16 protein-coding genes are annotated in these 17,310 nt (G+C 73.9%); 2 read left to right on the top strand and 14 right to left on the bottom strand.

Going from position 1 to position 17,310, the window contains the following annotated elements; genetic code table 11:
- Positions 1–123 precede the first annotated feature (123 nt).
- The 13 genes from nusB to ACFWI8_RS34330 form a co-directional block, all read right to left on the bottom strand.
- The gene (nusB, locus tag ACFWI8_RS34270) at positions 124–549 is read right to left on the bottom strand and encodes a transcription antitermination factor NusB (RefSeq protein ID WP_387099560.1); all 426 of its coding nucleotides are present in this window, start codon (positions 547–549) and stop codon (positions 124–126) included.
- A gap of 2 nt (positions 550–551) precedes the next feature.
- A complete protein-coding gene (gene efp / locus ACFWI8_RS34275) occupies positions 552–1,118 on the bottom strand; it encodes an elongation factor P (RefSeq protein WP_311594464.1) in 567 nt (188 codons plus the stop codon).
- Between the two features lie 72 nt (positions 1,119–1,190).
- Complete coding sequence (locus ACFWI8_RS34280) at positions 1,191–2,303, bottom strand: M24 family metallopeptidase (RefSeq protein WP_387099563.1); 1,113 nt, start codon at positions 2,301–2,303, stop codon at positions 1,191–1,193.
- Between the two features lie 93 nt (positions 2,304–2,396).
- On the bottom strand, positions 2,397–3,122 hold the full coding sequence (locus ACFWI8_RS34285; protein WP_387099565.1) for an AAA family ATPase: 726 nt from the start codon (positions 3,120–3,122) through the stop codon (positions 2,397–2,399).
- 477 nt (positions 3,123–3,599) lie between these two features.
- Positions 3,600–4,700, bottom strand: coding sequence for a 3-dehydroquinate synthase (aroB, locus tag ACFWI8_RS34290; RefSeq protein ID WP_387099567.1), 1,101 nt, complete (start codon positions 4,698–4,700; stop codon positions 3,600–3,602).
- On the bottom strand, positions 4,697–5,224 hold the full coding sequence (locus tag ACFWI8_RS34295; RefSeq protein ID WP_387099569.1) for a shikimate kinase: 528 nt from the start codon (positions 5,222–5,224) through the stop codon (positions 4,697–4,699). Before ACFWI8_RS34295 ends, aroB begins: the two co-directional genes overlap by 4 nt.
- Positions 5,221–6,405, bottom strand: coding sequence for a chorismate synthase (aroC, locus tag ACFWI8_RS34300; RefSeq protein WP_387099571.1), 1,185 nt, complete (start codon positions 6,403–6,405; stop codon positions 5,221–5,223). Before aroC ends, ACFWI8_RS34295 begins: the two co-directional genes overlap by 4 nt.
- A 174-nt stretch (positions 6,406–6,579) precedes the next feature.
- Positions 6,580–7,416 (bottom strand): shikimate dehydrogenase, encoded by an 837-nt coding sequence (locus ACFWI8_RS34305; RefSeq protein ID WP_387099574.1) that lies wholly within the window; start codon positions 7,414–7,416, stop codon positions 6,580–6,582.
- On the bottom strand, positions 7,416–9,164 hold the full coding sequence (mltG, locus tag ACFWI8_RS34310) for an endolytic transglycosylase MltG (RefSeq protein ID WP_387099576.1): 1,749 nt from the start codon (positions 9,162–9,164) through the stop codon (positions 7,416–7,418). Before mltG ends, ACFWI8_RS34305 begins: the two co-directional genes overlap by 1 nt.
- 85 nt (positions 9,165–9,249) lie before the next feature.
- Complete coding sequence (gene ruvX / locus ACFWI8_RS34315) at positions 9,250–9,714, bottom strand: Holliday junction resolvase RuvX (RefSeq protein ID WP_311594456.1); 465 nt, start codon at positions 9,712–9,714, stop codon at positions 9,250–9,252.
- The gene (gene alaS / locus ACFWI8_RS34320) at positions 9,714–12,383 is read right to left on the bottom strand and encodes an alanine--tRNA ligase (protein ID WP_387099580.1); all 2,670 of its coding nucleotides are present in this window, start codon (positions 12,381–12,383) and stop codon (positions 9,714–9,716) included. The genes ruvX and alaS overlap by 1 nt, the downstream gene beginning before the upstream one ends.
- Complete coding sequence (locus ACFWI8_RS34325; RefSeq protein ID WP_387099583.1) at positions 12,370–12,729, bottom strand: hypothetical protein; 360 nt, start codon at positions 12,727–12,729, stop codon at positions 12,370–12,372. The genes alaS and ACFWI8_RS34325 overlap by 14 nt, the downstream gene beginning before the upstream one ends.
- Positions 12,730–12,736: 7 nt before the next feature.
- Positions 12,737–13,162 carry a DUF948 domain-containing protein gene (locus tag ACFWI8_RS34330; RefSeq protein ID WP_311594453.1) on the bottom strand — a complete coding sequence of 142 codons (426 nt, stop codon included), beginning with the start codon at positions 13,160–13,162 and terminating at the stop codon, positions 12,737–12,739.
- Positions 13,163–13,415: 253 nt separating this feature from the next.
- On the opposite strand from ACFWI8_RS34330, the gene ACFWI8_RS34335 reads away from it, so the two are divergent.
- A complete protein-coding gene (locus tag ACFWI8_RS34335; RefSeq protein WP_387099585.1) occupies positions 13,416–15,689 on the top strand; it encodes an ATP-binding protein in 2,274 nt (757 codons plus the stop codon).
- Here ACFWI8_RS34335 and rpsD read toward each other — a convergent pair.
- On the bottom strand, positions 15,677–16,288 hold the full coding sequence (gene rpsD / locus ACFWI8_RS34340) for a 30S ribosomal protein S4 (protein ID WP_387099588.1): 612 nt from the start codon (positions 16,286–16,288) through the stop codon (positions 15,677–15,679). The two genes, ACFWI8_RS34335 and rpsD, sit on opposite strands and share 13 nt — an antisense overlap.
- Before the next feature lie 55 nt (positions 16,289–16,343).
- On the opposite strand from rpsD, the gene ACFWI8_RS34345 reads away from it, so the two are divergent.
- Positions 16,344–17,168, top strand: a complete 825-nt coding sequence (locus ACFWI8_RS34345) for a DUF2470 domain-containing protein (protein ID WP_387099591.1) — start codon at positions 16,344–16,346, stop codon at positions 17,166–17,168.
- The last annotated feature ends 142 nt before the right edge of the window (positions 17,169–17,310 follow it).

Genomic DNA, 17,310 nt, shown 5'->3' on the forward strand with positions numbered 1-17,310 from the left:
GGCCGGGCCGCCGCGCAACCGCCCGGGGGGGGGTCACACCACTGATGGTGTCACCCCGCCCGGGGCGTGGCCGCGCGGCCGGACCGCGGAGCCAGGAGGCCGTCCGCCGGCCGGCCGCCAGGCTCAACGCCGCAAGGACGGCTTGAGGTCCTTCAGGCGGCCGAGCAAGCCGTTGACGAAGGGCGGCGAGTCGTCCGTGGAGAACTCCCTGGCCAGCTGCACGGCCTCGTCCAGCACCACCGCGTCGGGCGTGGCGTCCTGCCATATCAGCTCGAACGCGGCCAGCCGCAGGATGTTGCGGTCGACGCCCGGCATCCGGTCCAGCGTCCAGCCGACCGAGTACTGCGCGATCAGCTCGTCGATCCGCTCGGCGCGGGCAGCGTAGCCCTCGACCAGCTCGCGGGTGTACTCGCTGACCGGCGGCTGCCGGTCGTCGGTCTTGCCGAGCTCGACCCAGCTGGCCATCACGTCGAGCGGCGCGACACCCCGCTGGTCGGCCTCGAAGAGGATCTGCAGGGCGCGCTTGCGGGCCTTGCTGCGGGCAGACACGGTTAGTTGTTCACCCGGCCAAGGTATTCGCCGGAGCGGGTGTCGACCTTGATCTTCTCACCGGTGGTGATGAACAGCGGGACGCCGATCTCGTACCCGGTCTCCAGGCGGGCGGGCTTGGTGCCGCCGGTGGAGCGGTCGCCCTGGACGCCCGGCTCGGTGTACTCGATCACCAGCTCGACGGCGGCCGGCAGCTCGATGAAAAGCGGGTTCTCCTCGTAGATCGCGACGGTGCAGTCCTGCCCCTCGAGCAGGTAGTTCGCCGCCTCGCCCACGGTCTCCGGGTTGACGTAGAGCTGGTCGTACGTCTCCGTGTCCATGAAGACGAAGTCGGTGCCGTCCTTGAAGGAGAACTGCATACCCCGCCGGTCGACGGTGGCCGTCTCGACCTTGGTGCCGGCGTTGAAGGTCTTGTCGACCACCTTGCCGGAGAGCACGTTCTTCAGCTTGGTGCGGACGAAGGCGCCGCCCTTACCGGGCTTGACGTGCTGGAACTCGACAACGGACCACAGCTGGCCCCCTTCCAGCTTGAGCACCATGCCGTTCTTGAGGTCGTTCGTGGTGGCCACGGTCGCGGAATCTCCTAGGGACTGCTGCGTGAAGGTGACCGCGGTCCCCCCGCGCACCGGCCCCCCGCGGGGTTACAGGGCGAGGAGCTCCTTGGTCGTGATGGTGAGTAGCTCCGGTCCGCCGTCCGCCGCGGAGCGGACGACGAGCGTGTCGTCGATCCGGACACCGCCCCGGCCCGGTAGATGGACCCCCGGTTCGACGGTGACCGGCACACAAGGGCCAAGTCTACCCATGGCCGCGGGCGACAGCCGAGGGTCCTCCCCGATCTCGAGGCCCACCCCGTGCCCGGTCACCGGACCGAGCGCCCTGCCGTGCCCCGCCGCCGACAGCACCTCGCGGGCCGCGCGGTCCACCTCGCGGTACTCGACGCCCGGCGTCAGCGCCTCCCTGGCCGCCCGCTGGGCCGCGAAGACCACGTCGTAGAGCTCGATCTGCCAGTCGGCGGGGCTGGTGCCGATGACGAAGGTCCGGCCGATCTGGCAGCGGTAGCCGCGGAACCTGGCGCCGAGCCGGACGGTGAGGAAGTCGCCCTCCTCCACCCTGCGGTCGGTCGGCCGGTGCCCGGCGAGGCCGGAGTGGCTGCCGGTGGCGACGGAGGTCGGGAACGCCGGGCCGTCCGCGCCGTGGTCCACCAGGCGGCGTTCGAGCTCGAGCGCCAGATGGCGCTCGGTGCGGCCCACCAGGATCGACTCGAGCAGCTCGCCGAGCGCCCGGTCGGTGATCTCGGCCGCCACCCGCAGGGCGGCGATCTCGTCCTCGTCCTTGACCAGCCGCTGCCGCTCCACCGCGCAGCCGAGGTCGGTGAACCCGGTCCCGGGCGCGGCCCGCGTCAGCACCCGGTGCTTTGCCACCGTCAGGTGGTGCTCCTCGACGGCCACCGCCCGGGCGCCGCCCTCGGCGGCCGCGACCACCGCGGCGAGCGCCGGATCGGCGTCCCCGTCGAGCGAGGTGACGCGCAGCCCCTCCTCCTCGTGCGGGCGAGGCCCCACCGGCTCCTCGGCCGGGTCCCAGTGGCCGAACAGCGTGTCCCCGCCGTCGTGCCCGACGAGCAGCACGGCGCCGGCCGGGGCCGGACCCACGAGATAGCGCACGTTGGACGGCCGCGAGACGACGGCGGCCACGTCGCCCGCCGGCGAAGCGTGGGCACGGAGCCGTGAGCGCCGGCCCGCGTGAACCTCGGACATGGATCGAGCCTACGCAGCGGCGGGGATTCCGGCCTTCTCAGCGGGGCCGGACGAGCGGGAGCCCGGACACCCGTGCGAGTGATTGGCCGGAAGTCACCACTGCGGCGGCGTGCTGAGACTGCGGGCCACCGCGTCGTCCAGCATGCGGGCGGTGGTGGCGACGTCGTGTCGCGAGTTGTCGATGATCGGCAGCCCCGAGCCGTACCAGCCGGCCATCCGGCCGTGGATGGTGGCCACCTCCTCGTCCGAGAGGCGGCGGGTGCCGGTGCGGGCCGCGTTGCGCTCCAGCACGATGTCGAGGCCCGGCAGCAGCACGATCGGGATGAGCCCGGGGCCCACGTGGCGCTTCCAGCCGCCGAGCCCCACGGCCGGCCGGTCGGGGAAGACCGCGTCGTCCAGGATGCAGGAGATGCCGTTGGCCAGGAAGTTGCGGGCGGCGAAGCCACAGGTGCGGCGGGCGAGGCGGTACTGCGCCTCGGAGCGGTCGTCCCAGCCCGAGCGCGGGTCGGCGAAGCCGGAACGCACCCACTCCCGCACGTCGTCCAGGCTGATGTGGGCCGTCGGCACCGGGCGCCGCTCCGCCCAGTACCTGGCCACCGTCGTCTTGCCGGCCCCGGCGGGGCCGATCAGCAGCACGGCGATGCCCACATGGCTGATGTCCGGCGGCGCGGCACCCGCCGCCGGGGCCGGAGCCGGCACCATGGCGCCGGGCGGCAGCTGGACGTACCCGGTCGTCCCGCCGTCCGGCGGGGCGGGCGGTGGCACGGGCATCCCACCGGGCTGTTGCATCCGCTCCCCACCTATGTCAGTCGTCGTCATCGGGCTGGGCCCGCCGGTCTGAGCGGTCCGAAGGCCGCCCGGCAGCGCGCCGCCGCCCCTCCATGCGGGCAGCATATCCGCCACCATCCCCCGAATGGACGAACCCGCACGCGCCTGGCGGCCCGACCGCCCCGAAGGACCCGAGGTGACGGAGGCGGCGGGAGGGAAAAGCGACGGACGCCGACCTGGCAGAGGGCCGGACCGACGCTGCGCCGAGCGGTGGGCCGCCGGAGTCCGGGGAGCGGGGTGGTCGCGCCCCGGCGCCGCGGCCGATCCGGAACGTTCCGTACACTCCGAGTCACACCGTGCAACCGCCGGGTTCCGGCCCGTGAGCCGCCGCGCCCGGCACCGCCCGGGTCGAGCACCACGGCAGGGCCGGACGCGAGTCCGACGGGCGGCCCGGCCCACGAGCGGCCGGAGCCCCACCACACCTCCGCCGGCCGCCGGCCGGCGCGGCTGCCCTCGGCTGGGAGGCCGTCAGGCGGCGATCTCCGCGTGGGCGGCGAGGAGCATGGCGGGGTCGGGGCTCTCCAGGACCGCCGGCCTGGCCAGGCCGTCGAGGACGATGAAGCGCAGCCGGTCGCCGCGCGACTTCTTGTCGATCCGCATCGTCTCCAGCAGCCGCGGCCACTGGTCGCCCCGGTAGGTGACCGGCAGGCCGACCGAGGAGAGGACGGCGCGGTGGCGGTCCGCCGTGGCGTCGTCGAGACGGCCGGCGATGCGGCCCAGCTCGGCCGCGAAGACCATGCCGACCGCGACCGCGGCGCCGTGCCGCCAGGCGTAGCGCTCGTTCTTCTCGATGGCGTGCGCCAGCGTGTGGCCGTAGTTGAGGATCTCCCGCAGACCGGACTCCTTCAGGTCGCTGGCCACCACCTCCGCCTTGACCCTGATGGAGCGCTCGATCAGCTCCGCCGTGTGCGGACCGGCCGGCGTTCTGGCAGCCTCCGGGTCGGCCTCCACCAGCTCCAGGATCGCCGGGTCGGCGATGAAGCCGGCCTTGATGACCTCGGCCAGACCCGAGACGTAGTCGTGCACCGGCAGGGAGTCGAGCGCGGCGAGGTCGCACAGCACGCCGGCCGGCGGGTGGAAGGCGCCCACCAGGTTCTTGCCCTCCGCGGTGTTGATCCCGGTCTTGCCGCCGACCGCCGCGTCCACCATGCCGAGCACGGTGGTGGGCACCGCGATCCACCGCACCCCGCGCAGCCAGGTCGCGGCGACGAACCCGGCCAGGTCGGTGGTGGCGCCGCCGCCGACCCCGACGATCACGTCGGACCTGGTGAAGCCGGTCTGGCCGAGCGCCGTCCAGCAGTAGGCCGCGACCTCGGCGCTCTTGGCCTCCTCCGCGTTGGGGAGCTGGATCGCGATGGCCTCGTACCCCTGGTCCGCCAGGTCCTGGCGGAGCACCTCTCCGGTCTCGGCCAGCGCCTCCGGATGCAGCACCGCGACCCGGCGTGCGTCCTTGCCGATCAGCTCCGGTAGCTCGCCGAGCAGTTGACGGCCGACCAGCACGTCGTAGGGCGCGTAGCCGGCGGTGGCGCCCACGGTGATCCTCGTGGGGGCTGCGGCGGGAAGAGTCATGCTGTCGTGAGCTCCAATACGTCGAGGACCGCCTGCGCGACCTCCTCGGGCGTGCGGTCGGCGGTCTCCACGACCGCCCTGGCCACCTCGGTGTACAGCGGGCGGCGCTCGTCCATCAGGGTGCGCCACCGCTGCCTGGGGTTGACGGCGAGCAGCGGCCGGGCAGTGTCCAGGCCCACCCGCTTCATGGCCTCGCCGAGCGAGACGTCGAGGAAGATCACCGGCCGGCCGGCGAGCAGGGCACGGGTGGCGGGGTCGAGGATGGCGCCGCCACCCAGCGAGAGCACGCCGTCGTGCTCGGCGAGCGCGTCGCGCACGGCGGCCGCCTCCAGCGCGCGGAACCGCGGCTCGCCGTCCTCGACGAAGATGTCGGCGATGGGCTTGCCCGCCGTCCGCTCGATGTCGGCGTCCGTGTCGCGGGCGACGACGCCGAGCCGCTGGGCGAGCAGCGCGCCGATGGTGGACTTGCCCGAGCCGGGCGGGCCGACCAGCACCACCCGGGGGCCCGACGCCCCGGCGCTCACCTGATCTCCAGGTTGCCCAGGAAGCCCTCGACGTTGCGCCTGGTCTCCCGGACGCTGTCGCCGCCGAACTTCTCGGCCACCGCGTCCGCGAGGATCAGGGCCACCATGGCCTCGGCGACGATCCCGGCCGCCGGCACCGCGCACACGTCGGAGCGCTGGTGGTGCGCCTTGGCCGGCTCGCCCGTGGTGACGTCGACGGTGGCCAGGGCGCGTGGCACGGTGGCGATGGGCTTCATCGCGGCGCGAACCCGCAGCACCTCGCCGGTGCTCAGCCCGCCCTCGGTGCCGCCGGAGCGGCCGGACGCGCGGCGGATGCCGTCGGGCGTCGACACGATTTCGTCGTGGGCCTTGGAGCCGGGGACGCGGGCGAGGTCGAAGCCGTCGCCGAGCTCGACGCCCTTGATGGCCTGGATCCCCATCAGGGCGGCGGCCAGCCGCGCGTCGAGCCTGCGGTCCCAGTGGACGTGCGAGCCGAGGCCCACCGGCACGCCGTGGGCCAGCACCTCGACCACCCCGCCGAGGGTGTCGCCGTCCTTGTGCGCCTGGTCGATCTCGGCGACCATCGCCTTGCTCGCGTCGGCGTCCAGGCAGCGCACCGGGTCGGCGTCCAGCCGGGCGGTGTCGCCGGGCTCGGGCAGCGAGCCCTTGGGGGCGCGGGCGGCACCGAGCTCGACCACGTGCGAGACGATCTCGATGCCGGCGGTCTCCTTCAGGTAGGAGCGGGCCACCGTGCCGAGGGCCACCCGGGCCGCGGTCTCCCGGGCCGAGGCCCGCTCGAGCACCGGCCGTGCCTCGTCGAAGCCGTACTTCTGCATGCCGGCCAGGTCGGCGTGGCCCGGCCGCGGGCGGGTCAGCGGGGCGTTGCGGCTGCTGTCGGCGAGCTCGGCCGGGTCCACCGGGTCGGCCGCCATGACCTTCTCCCACTTGGGCCACTCGGTGTTGCCGACCATGATCGCCACCGGGGACCCCAGGGTGAGCCCGTGGCGCACCCCGCCGAGGAACGTGACCTCGTCGCGCTCGAACTTCATCCGGGCACCGCGGCCGTAGCCGAGCCGGCGGCGCGCCAGCGCGTCCGCCACCATGTCGGTGGTGATCGGCACGCCGGAGGGCAGCCCCTCCAGCGTCGCCACCAGTGCCGGACCGTGCGACTCTCCCGCCGTCAGCCAGCGCAGCCTGCTCAACGGTGCTCCTTCGAACTGCTCGATCTCACCGCCGGCCCTGCCGGGCCGGCACCCCCGATCCTGCCATGCCGGCGCGAGCGGCCCCGAGCTGTCTGAACCACGAGACGCACAGCGCGCGCGATTAAGACCCGGCGCCGACCTAATCCCCGGGCCGGTTTCGGTCGCGGCCAGGGCTCAGTGGGCGGCGAGCGCCGCCTCGCCGGCCGCGCGCATCTCCTTGAGTGGCCCCGGGACCACACCGGTCATCAGCTCGAACTGCAACACGGCCTGGTGGACCAGCAGGTCGAGCCCGCCGAGCACCCGGCCCCCGCGCGCCGCCCAGGCGGCGGCGAGCCGCGTCGGCCAGGGCTCGTAGAGCACGTCGAAGAGGGCGCCCGGCGAGCCCGGCACCGCGTCGGCCAACGCGTCGGCGGCTCCGGCCGGGGTGGTCGCGATCACCAGCGGGGCGTCGAGGCCGCGGTGGGCCTCGGCCCAGTCGGCGACGAGCACCGGCAGACCGAGCCGCTCGCCGAGCGCCCGCATCTCCGCGGCGCGCTCCGGGCCGCGCACGTACGTGGTGACCTCGCCGTCGCAGACCTGGGCGAGCGCGGCGAGCGCGGAGGAGGCCGTGGCGCCGGCGCCGAGCACGGCCGCCCGCTCGACCCGGGTCACCCCGCGCTCGCGCAGAGCGGCGACGAGGCCGGGGATGTCGGTGTTCTCGCCGGTGCGCCGGCCGTCCGCCGTGAACACCACGGTGTTGACGGCGTCGACCGCGGCGGCCGTGGGGCTCACCTCGTCGAGCAGCGGGATGACGGCGCGCTTGAGCGGCATCGTCAGCGAGAGCCCGGCCCACTCGGGGCCCAGGCCGTCGAGGAAGGCGGCGAGACCGCGCTCGTCGACCTCGAAGCGGCCGTAGCTCCAGTCGTCGAGACCACACGCCGCGTAGCCGGCGTCGTGCAGGGCCGGCGAGAGCGAGTGTGCGATGGGCGAGCCGAGGACGGCCGCCCGGTGGGCGGCCGGGTGTGGTGGCATCAGCCGTCCCCCTGGTTGGCGGCGTTGAAGTCCGCGACGTTCTGCTCGTGTTCGGCGAAGTCGTCGGTGAATCGGGTGTCGCCCTCGGTGACCGTCACGAAGTAGAGCCAGGGGCCCTCGGTCGGGTTGAGCGCGGCCTCGATGGCGTTGTGGCCCGGGTTGGCGATGGGGCCCGGCGGCAACCCGAGCTCCTGGTAGGTGTTGTACGGCGAGTCCAGCTCGGTGTCGGCGAGCGAGGTGTCCAGCGTGGAGCGGCCCAGCGCGTAGTTGATGGTGGAGTCGAACTGGAGCATCATGTCCTGCTCCAGGCGGTTGTAGATGACCCGCGAGACCTTCCCGAACTCCTCGTCCGTCTGCCCCTCGGCCTCGATGAGCGAGGCGACGATGAGGATCTCGCGCGGCGTGCGGCCGAACTCCTCGGCCTGGCCCTCCAGGTCGATATCGGCGAACTCGGCCTCCGCCCGGTCGACCATGGCCCGGAGCAGGTCCTCCGGGGTAGTGTCCTCGCCGACGTCGTAGCGGGTCGGGAAGAGGAAGCCCTCCACCTCGCCCTCGGCGAAGTCCGGCAGCCCCAGGTCGGCGGTCTCCGCCACCTCGGCCGTGGTGCCCTCCTCGAGGCCGAGGCGCTCGTCGATCAACGCGTAGACCTCGGTGGCGCGACGTCCCTCGGGGATGGTGAACACGCTGAGCGAGGCCGGGTCGAGCATCAGCTCCACGGCGGAGGACGCCGCCATCTCGCGGCGCAGGGTGTAGACGCCCGGCTGGAGCGACTGGCCGTCCTCGCCCGCGGCCTCGACGAACGCGTCGGCGCTCGCCACGACGCCGGCGTCGCGCAGGATCACGCCCATGCCGGAGATGGTGGAGCCCTCGGGGATGGTCACCTGCACCTCGGCCGTGCCCTCCCCCGCGAAGTCGGGGGCCGGGCCGAACCGGTCCTGGTACATGCCGTAGCCGACGTAGGCGACGCCGCCGAGGGCGCCGAGCACCAGCACCCCGGCCACCATGCAGCCGACGCCGCCACGCCGCTTCTTCTTGGGTTTGTCGCCGCGCCGGCCGCGCCTGTCCTCCTCCGCGTCCGACCAGTCGTCGTCGTCGCGCCGCGTGAAGAAGTCGGACTCGCCCTGGTCGGGTCCCGGGTCCCAACCGGTCTCCGGGTCGGGGCCCGGGTCGTCGCGCCGGGGCCCTCGGTCGCCGTCCGGCGGGCCGGCCTGCTGGGCCGGCGCACCCTGGGAATCGGGGTACGCGTCCTGGCCACCGCCGCCGTACTGCTGCTGCTGAGCCGGGTAGCCACCCCGGGCGTACGGGTCCTGGCCGCCGTGCGGCGCCGCCGCGTACCCCTGTTGGGTGGCGTACGGGTCCTGGTACTGCCCCGGGTGCTGGCCCGCGCCGTAGCCGCCGTCGGGCTGCTGCCCCTGCTGTTGGTGGGCCGCCGGCTGGTGGCCGTGCTGCTGGTTCCCGTAGGGGTCACCGGCGTAGTACTGACCGGAGTTGTCCCAGCCGCCCTGCTGGCCGTGCTGCTGCTGGGAGTCGTACTGCTGCTGGTAGTACGGCTGTTGCTGCTGGTCGCCCTGCGGGTGCTGTTGCTGCTGGTCGCCGTACTGGCCGCCGTACTCGTCCCAGGTGCCGTGCCCCTGCTGGGCGTGCTGGTTGCCCGTGGCGTCGTACGCGCCGGACCAGCCCTGATCCCCGTAGAGCGGGTCCTCGGGGTACCACGGCTCAGAGCCGGAGCCCCGGCCATACTCAGTCATCGATCCCCTTGTGACGCAAGGCGGCAGTCCGAATCCCCCGAAGCCACGCGGCTACCCTGTCGCGGCGAACGTTACCGTACCGCGATCAGACAACCACTTCGACGCACTGCCCCGGCGGGCGCCCCGAGGCGCGCTCGCTCTCCAACGCGTTCTGCAGGATGACCACGGCCGCGGCCTGGTCGATGCGCGACCTGCCCTTCTTCGCGGAGACCCCGGAGGCGCGCATGGCCCGCGCCGCCGTGACGGTGCTCATGCGTTCGTCCACCAGGCGCACCGGCACCGGGGCGACCCGTCGCGCGGTCTCCTGGGCGAACGCCCGCACCCGGGCGGCCGCCGGGCCCTCCCCGCCCGCCAGTGAGCGGGGCAGCCCGACGATCACCTCCAGCGGCTCGTACTCGGCGACAAGCTCCGCCAACCGCCGCTGCGCGGCCGGGACATCGCGCCCCGGCACGGTCTCCACCGGGGTCGCGAGTACCCCGTCGGGGTCGCACGAGGCGACCCCGATCCTGGCCTCGCCCACGTCGACGGCGAGCCGCCGCCCACGCCGCATCAGGCGGCTTCCGCGACCAGCCGCTCGACGGCGGCCAACGCGTCCGCCACGGCCTCGGGGTTCTGGCCGCCGCCCTGGGCCACGTCCGGCTTGCCGCCACCGCCGCCGCCCAGCGCCTTGGCGGCGGCCCGCACCAGGTCGCCGGCCTTCAGACCCCGCTCGCGCGCCGCATCGTTGGTGGCCACCACGGTGAGCGGGCGACCGCTCACGACGGTGAACAGCGCCACCACGGCCGGCCGGTCGCCCGGGATGCGGCCACGGACGTCGAGCACCAGCCTGCGCAGGTCGTCCGCCGAGGTGCCGTCCGGCACCCGGCCGCTGGCCAGCGCCACGCCGCCGATGTCGCGGGCGTCGGCGGCCAGGCCGCCGGCAGCCGCGAGCACCTTCTCGGCGCGGAACCGCTCGATCTCCTTCTCGGCCTCCCGCAGCCGCCCGAGCATGCCGGCGATCCGCTCGGGCAACTCCTCTGGCCGGCCCTTGACCAGCTCGGTCAACTGGGAGACCACGGTGTGCTCACGGGCCAGGAACCGGTAGGCGTCGGTGCCGACCAGGGCCTCGACGCGGCGCACGCCGGAGCCGATGGAGGACTCGCCGAGCAGCTTGACCAGGCCGAGTTGGGCGGTGTTGTGCACGTGGGTGCCGCCGCACAGCTCCTTCGAGTAGTCGCCGATGGTGACCACCCGCACCCGGTCGCCGTACTTCTCGCCGAACTCGGCGATGGCGCCCTGCTTCCTGGCCTCGTCCATCGACATCACCTCGGCGGTGACGTCGAGTTCACGGGCCAGCACCTCGTTGATCTTCTGCTCGACGTCGGCGAGCACCGTGCCGGGCACGGCGGTCGGCGAACCGAAGTCGAAGCGGAAGCGGCCCGGCGAGTTCTCCGAGCCGGCCTGGGCGGCCGTCGGGCCGAGGGCGTCGCGCAGCGCCTGGTGGGTCAGGTGGGTGGCGCTGTGGGCGCGGGCGATGGCGCGGCGCCGCGCGGTGTCGATGGTGCTGTGCGCGGCGGAGCCGACCGTGACCTCGCCGACCTGGACCACGCCCTTGTGCACGATCACGCCGGGCACCGGCTGCTGGACGTCCCGCACCTCCACGACGGCGCCCGAGTCGAGCCTGATCCGGCCGCTGTCGGCCAACTGGCCGCCCCCCTCGGCGTAGAACGGGGTGCGGTCGAGCACCACTTCCACCTCGTCGCCCTCGACGGCGGCGGGCGAGGAGACGCCGTCCACCAGCAGGCCGACGACGGTGGCCTCGCCGGAGGTCAGCGTGTAGCCGATGAACTCGGAGACGCCCGCGGCGTCGGCGACCTGCCGGTAGGCGGAGAGGTCGGCGTGGCCGGTCTTCTTGGCCCTGGCGTCGGCCTTGGCCCGGTCCCGCTGCTCCTTCATGAGGCGGCGGAAGCCTGACTCGTCCACGGTGAGGCCCTGCTCGGCGGCCATCTCCAGGGTGAGGTCGATGGGGAAGCCCCACGTGTCGTGGAGCAGGAACGCCTTGTCGCCCGGGAGCACCGTCGAGCCGGCGGCCCTGGTCTCGGTGACGGCGGTGTCCAGGATGTTGGTACCGGCCCTGAGGGTCTTGAGGAAGGCCGCCTCCTCGGCGAGCGCCACGGTCTCGATGCGCTTGCGGTCGGTCAGCAGCTCCGGGTACTGCTGCCCCATCGTCTTCAGGACGACGTCGAGCAGCTCGGCGACCACGGGGCCCTCGGCGCCCAGGATGCGCATGTTCCGGATGGCACGGCGCATGATGCGGCGCAGCACGTAACCGCGGCCCTCGTTGCCCGGGGTCACGCCGTCCCCGATGAGCATGGCGGAGGTGCGCAGGTGGTCGGCGACCACGCGCAGCGCCACGTCGGAGTCCTCGGCGGCGCCGTACCGGACGCCGGTGAGCTCGCCGGCCCGGTCGATGACGACGCGCAGGGTGTCCGTCTCGTACATGTTGTGGACGCCCTGCAGGATCATCGCCAGCCGCTCGAGGCCGAGCCCGGTGTCGATGTTCTGCGCCGGCAGGTCGCCGAGGATCGGGAAGTCCTCCTTGCCCTCGCCGGGACCGCGCTCGTACTGCATGAAGACCAGGTTCCAGATCTCCACGTAGCGCTCGTCGTTGACGGCGGGGCCGCCCTCGGGGCCGAACGCGGGGCCGCGGTCGTAGTTGATCTCGGAGCACGGGCCACAGGGGCCGGGCACGCCCATGGACCAGAAGTTGGGGCCCATGCCGAGCCGCTGGATCCGCTCGGCCGGCACGCCGATCTCGTCCCGCCAGATCCGCTCGGCCTCGTCGTCCTGCTCGTAGACGGTGATCCACAGCCGCTCGGGGTCGAGGCCGTAGCCGCCGTCGGCGACCGCGCTGGTCAACAGCTCCCAGGCGTAGCGGATGGCGCCTTCCTTGAAGTAGTCGCCGAAGGAGAAGTTGCCGCACATCTGGAAGAAGGTGCCGTGCCTGGTGGTCTTGCCGACCTCCTCGATGTCCGGCGTGCGGACGCACTTCTGGACGCTGACGGCGCGCGGGTACGGCGGGGTGGCCTCGCCGAGGAAGTACGGCTTGAACGGCACCATGCCCGCGTTGACCAGCAGCAGCGTCGGATCGTCCGCGATCAGCGACGCCGACGGGACAACGGTGTGCCCGCGCTTCTCGAAGAAGCTCAGCCAGCGGCGGCGGATTTCAGCCGACTCCATCAGTGGTCCTCATTTCGGAGATTCGGGACGTGTCTCGGGTGACCGGGCCGAGCTCGGCCCGGTGCGGCGGCGAGGGGAGCTGGGGCGGGTGGGCGGCGCGGCCGGGAGCGGCGGCCTCGTCGCGCTCGATGCCCAGGGCCTCGGTCAGCTCGCGCTCGCGCTGCGCCATGCCGGCGCGCACGTCGAGCGCGAAGCCCCTGACCCGCTGGCCGGCCGTCACGGCGCGGTCGGCGGCCCGGACGGCGAGGCTGTCGGGCGCCAGACCGCGCAGGGTGCGCTGGACCTTGGTGGTGGCCCAGACACCCGCCGCTGCGCCCGTGGTGAACCAGAAGGCTCGGCGGAACATGGCCTGATCACTCCTCTCGCTTGCGGCGCCTGGCCGCGGGGACGTACCGGCCGCGCACCACCGTGCGCCGGGCGGGCGGCTCCGCGCCGCCGCGCCGGGCGAGCGCCCGCCGCACCCCGTATCCGAACGCCGCGACCTTGACCAGTGGCCCACCGAAGGTTGCCGCAACGGTCGAGGAGAGCGCGGAGGCGTTGGCCGCGACCTCCTGGACGTCGGTGGCGATGGTCTCGACACGGTCCAGCTGGGTCTGCGCCGAGCGGACGGTCGAGGAGGCCTCGCCGAGCAGCGGGACGGCCCGCTCGGTCACGGCGGTCACCAGCTCGGTCGCCGCGCGCAGCGCCTGGGCGAGTCGGAAGAGCGCCACGGCCAGGAAGGAGACCAGGATCGCCCAGAAGACGGCCACCAGGAGGCCGGCCACTTCGCCACCGGACACGAACGCACCGCTTCCCTCGGATGGGTTCCCTGCACGAATCCGACACGCCGGCGCCGCGAGCCCGTCGGGGAGCGCGGCGCGGTCCGCGCCGGCCGCCGCCCACCTGGGACGGAGACTCCGTGTCCATCGTGCGGCGACGAGGAACGACCCTATCGCGCCGGGCGGCCGGGCTCCTACCGCATTCCCCCGCTCCTGCCAAGGGCGGCCAGGCGCAATTGTACGTTCTGCATATCCGCCAGTACGCTGCGTGGTTATGTCAGGCTTTCAGGGCCCCGAGCCTGCCGCTCGGGAGACTCCCAGGACCGGCCGCGCGGGAGGCAACCTGCCCGCGGAACTGACGGCCTTCGTCGGCCGCGTCAGCGAAGTGGCCGCGTTGAAGCGGCAGTTGTCCAGACACCGACTGGTGACCGTGACCGGAGTGGGCGGTGTGGGCAAGTCCCGCCTCGCGCTCCGGGCCGCCCGCGAGGCAGGCGAGCGCTTCCCGCACGGCGTCTGGCTGGTGGAGCTGGGCACGGTGCGCGATCCGGAGCTGATGGAGCACGCCGTCGTCGAGGCGCTCGGGATCAACGACCACTCGGGGCGGGCACCGGTCACCGTGCTCGCCGAGCACCTGTCCGACCGGCGACTGCTGCTGGTGCTCGACGGCTACGACCACCTCGTGGAGCCGGCCGCCGCGCTGGTGCACGAGCTGCTGCGCCGGGCCCCCAGGCTACGGGTGCTCGCGGCGGCCAGGCGACCGCTCGGGGTGGCGGGCGAGCGTCTGGTGCCGCTCGCCCCGCTCCGCGCCCCCGCGCCGCCGGAGGACGCGGCGGACGGCGAGCCGGCGCCGTTGGACGAGGCGGCCGAGCTGTTCGGCGAGCGGGCCGCGGCCGTGCTGCCCGACTTCCGGGTGGGCCGGTCCAACGCGCGGCTGGTGGCGGAGCTCTGCCACCGGCTCGACGGCATCCCGCTCGCGCTCGAACTGGCCGCCGGGCGACTGCGGACGCTCTCACTCGACCAGATCCTGCACCGGCTCGACGACCGCTTCCGGCTGCTCGTCGGCGGAGCGCGCGGCGCGCCGCCGCACCACCAGACGCTGCGCACCGCCGTGGGCTGGAGCCACGAGCTGTGCAGCGGCCCGGAGCGACTGCTGTGGGCGCGGCTCTCGGTCTTCGCCGGCCACTTCGACCTGGAGGCGGCCGAGTACGTGTGCTCGGGCCCCGACCTGCCGGCGGAGGACGTCCTCGACGTGTTGACCGAGCTGGTCACCCAGTCCGTGGTGAGCCGGGAGGACGCGCCCTCGGGGGTGCGGTACCGGATGCTCGGCACGCTGCGCGCCTACGGCGAGGACTGGCTGGCGGCGAGCGGGGACGCGCGGCGGCTGCGTCGCCGGCACCGCGACTGGTGCACGGGGCTTGCCACCTGGTGCGAGCTGGAGTGGTTCAGCCCCCGGCAGGCGGAGGTCGCGGCCCGCGTCGACGACGAGCTGCCCAACCTCCGGGCGGCCCTGGAGTTCGCGCTCGACGACGAGGAGGACGGGAGGTTCGGGCTCTACCTGGCGGCCACGCTGTGGTTCTGCTGGGTGGGCTGCGGGCGGCTCGCGGAGGGCAGGCACTGGCTGCACCGGGCGCTCGAGACCGAGACGGACCACGAGGAGACCCGGCTCAAGGCGCTGTGGGTGGCCGGCTACGTGGCGGTGCTCCAGGGGGACACGGTGGCGGCGCTGACCGTGCTGCACGAGTGCCGCGAGGGCGCGGAGCGCACCGGCAACGCGCGGGCGGTGGCCTACAGCGTGCACCTGACGGGCTGCGTGGCGATGATCGGCGACGAGATGCCGCGCGCCGAGAAGCTGTTCCGCGAGGCGTTGTCCCGCTACGAGGAGATCGGCGAGCTCAACAGCAACGTGCTGATGGGCCGGTGCGAGCTGGCCATGGTCGTGGCCTTCCAGGGCGACCTGTCCGGCGCCCTGGCGATCTACGAGGATGTGCGGCAGGCCTGCGAGGACCACGGGGAGCACTGGGCCAGGGCCTACGCGCTCTACGGCCTGGGGTACGCGGCGTGGCACCGGTCCGAGATCCGACCGGCCAGGGAGCTGGTCGAGCAGTCCCTGCGGATCTCGCACGCCTTCCAGGACCCGGTCAACACGGTGCTGGCCATCGAACTGCTCGCCGGGATCACGGCCACCGAGGGCGACGTGGTGGAGGCGGCGGTGCTGCAGGGCGCGGCCGCCCGGCTGTGGCGCTCGGTCGGGATGCCGCTGTTCGGCTCGGAGTTCTTCAACTCGGCGCACGTGCTCTGCGAGCGGCACGTGCGGGAGCGGTTGAGCCCCGCGCGGTACCAGCAGTGTCTGCGCGAGGGGCGGCTGCTTGACGCGGCGGCCGCGGTGTCGCGGGCGCTGGGCGGGCGCGGCGCCGCCGAGGGTCGCCGCGCCGCGGCGCCCGGCGCCCCGGGCGCGGCCTCGCTCGCCGAGCACTCGGCCCGGCTGCCGCTGCCCGCGGTTCCCCGCTCCGAGGGCGGGGAACCAGCGGGTGGTGGTCAGCGGGCGTAGTACTCGACGACCAGCTGCTCGTCGCAGATGACCGGGATCTCCTGGCGGTTGGGCTCCCGGTCCAGGCGGAACGCCAGCGCCTCCAGGTTGACCTGGAGGTAGCGCGGGGTCTCGCCCTCACCCGCGTAGCCGCCCTCCCTGGCGACCAGGAACGGGTGCTTGGCGCGGCTGCGCTCGCGCACCTCGACGACGTCGTCCGGCCGCACCCGGAAGGACGGCTTGTCGACCTTCCGACCGTTGACGGCGATGTGGCCGTGCACGACCATCTGGCGCGCCTGGTAGATGGTGCGGGCCAGTCCTGAGCGCAGCACCAGCGCGTCGAGCCGGCGCTCGAGCTCGATGATGAGGGCCTCGCCGGTCTTGCCGGTCACCTTGCGGGCGCGCTCGTAGGCGCGGGCCATCTGGCGCTCGCTGATGTCGTACTGGGCGCGGAGCCGCTGCTTCTCCAGCAGCCGGACCTTGTAGTCGCTGTTCTGCTTGCGGCCGCGCCCGTGCTCGCCCGGCGGATAGGGGCGCTTCTCGAAGTACTTGACGGCCTTCGGGGTGAGCGCGATGCCGAGGGCGCGCGACTTCTTGACCTTGGGACGCGACTGGTTCACGTTGAACGAACCTCCGTGTAAGTTAGGTGAGGCTTACCTTATCTGAGGAGTGCGCATGATTCGACCTGGGAGCCCTCGTTCCGGCACCGGACGCCGAAGCCAGGAGGAGGGCCAGCCGCGTCCCGGGCACGACGCACGACAGCCGACGGCCGCCGAGCGTGTGCGCACCCTCGTCGAGACCAACGCCTCGGCGGCACTGACCATTCCGGGCGCTGAGCTAGGACACAGTGTGCCGGAGTCCCGCGCGGTCTCGTCGACGGGCGACGTGCTGCTGCTCGTCCCGGCCGACTCACCGGCCGCCAGGGCCACGGCATTTGCCCTCGACGACGACGTGACGTCCGTGATGGAGATCACGGACGTCGCCCCGGTCGCCGTGCCGCACCGGATCCGCGGCCGGGGCTGGGTCGCCGGCTGGCTCACCGCCGTGCCGGCCGCCGAACGGCGCGCCGCCGCCCGCCTGCTGGCCGAGCGGCACCCGGCGGGCCCGGTCCCCGGGCCGGCGTGGCCCCTGCTGCGCCTGGAGGTGGGCGAGGCCTACGTCGACGACCTGTGGGGCGCCGCCCATGTGGAACCCGAGGAGTTCGCCGCGGCCGCGGCCGACCCGCTGGCGGCGCACGAGGCGGAGCTCCTGCAGCACCTCGCTGCCGCGCACGAGGGCCAACTGCGGTCGCTGTGCGGTCTGCTGGGCGACCGGGGCGCCGGCTGCGAGGCGTGGCAGGGCGTCGCGCCGCTGAGCCTGGACCGGCACGGCCTGCGGGTGCGCTTCAGCGCGGGCGACGCGTGCTTCGACGCGCGCTTCGAGTTCCCCGAGCCGGTGCGGGACGTGGTCGACCTGCGGCGGGCGATGCGACAGCTCTTCGAGACGGCCGCGAGCTCCTGACGGGCCTTGGCCCGCGGACGTTCTCCCCCACCCACCCGCCCTTTCCGCGCTGCGAGCGGCCCGGGCGGGCCCAGGCCCGCGGCGGCTACGCCGCCGGGGCCACCCGGCCCCCGCCGCGCCCACCCACCCGCCGATGGGCGGG

This window comes from Streptomyces sp. NPDC127098, assembly GCF_042722465.1.
GTDB classification, from domain to species: Bacteria; Actinomycetota; Actinomycetes; order Streptomycetales; family Streptomycetaceae; genus Streptomyces; species Streptomyces millisiae.

Excerpts from the sequence above, each read along its gene's own strand:
- ACFWI8_RS34335 (WP_387099585.1), top strand. The coding sequence starts at position 13,416 with ATGTCAGGCTTTCAGGGCCCCGAGCCTGCCGCTCGGGAGACTCCCAGG.
- ruvX (WP_311594456.1), bottom strand. The coding sequence starts at position 9,714 with ATGCGGCGTGGGCGGCGGCTCGCCGTCGACGTGGGCGAGGCCAGGATC.
- ACFWI8_RS34285 (WP_387099565.1), bottom strand. The coding sequence starts at position 3,122 with ATGACGACGACTGACATAGGTGGGGAGCGGATGCAACAGCCCGGTGGG.
- alaS (WP_387099580.1), bottom strand. The coding sequence starts at position 12,383 with ATGGAGTCGGCTGAAATCCGCCGCCGCTGGCTGAGCTTCTTCGAGAAG.
- ACFWI8_RS34305 (WP_387099574.1), bottom strand. The coding sequence starts at position 7,416 with ATGCCACCACACCCGGCCGCCCACCGGGCGGCCGTCCTCGGCTCGCCC.
- ACFWI8_RS34280 (WP_387099563.1), bottom strand. The coding sequence starts at position 2,303 with ATGTCCGAGGTTCACGCGGGCCGGCGCTCACGGCTCCGTGCCCACGCT.
- ACFWI8_RS34345 (WP_387099591.1), top strand. The coding sequence starts at position 16,344 with ATGATTCGACCTGGGAGCCCTCGTTCCGGCACCGGACGCCGAAGCCAG.
- aroB (WP_387099567.1), bottom strand. The coding sequence starts at position 4,700 with ATGACTCTTCCCGCCGCAGCCCCCACGAGGATCACCGTGGGCGCCACC.
- mltG (WP_387099576.1), bottom strand. The coding sequence starts at position 9,164 with ATGACTGAGTATGGCCGGGGCTCCGGCTCTGAGCCGTGGTACCCCGAG.
- ACFWI8_RS34325 (WP_387099583.1), bottom strand. The coding sequence starts at position 12,729 with ATGTTCCGCCGAGCCTTCTGGTTCACCACGGGCGCAGCGGCGGGTGTC.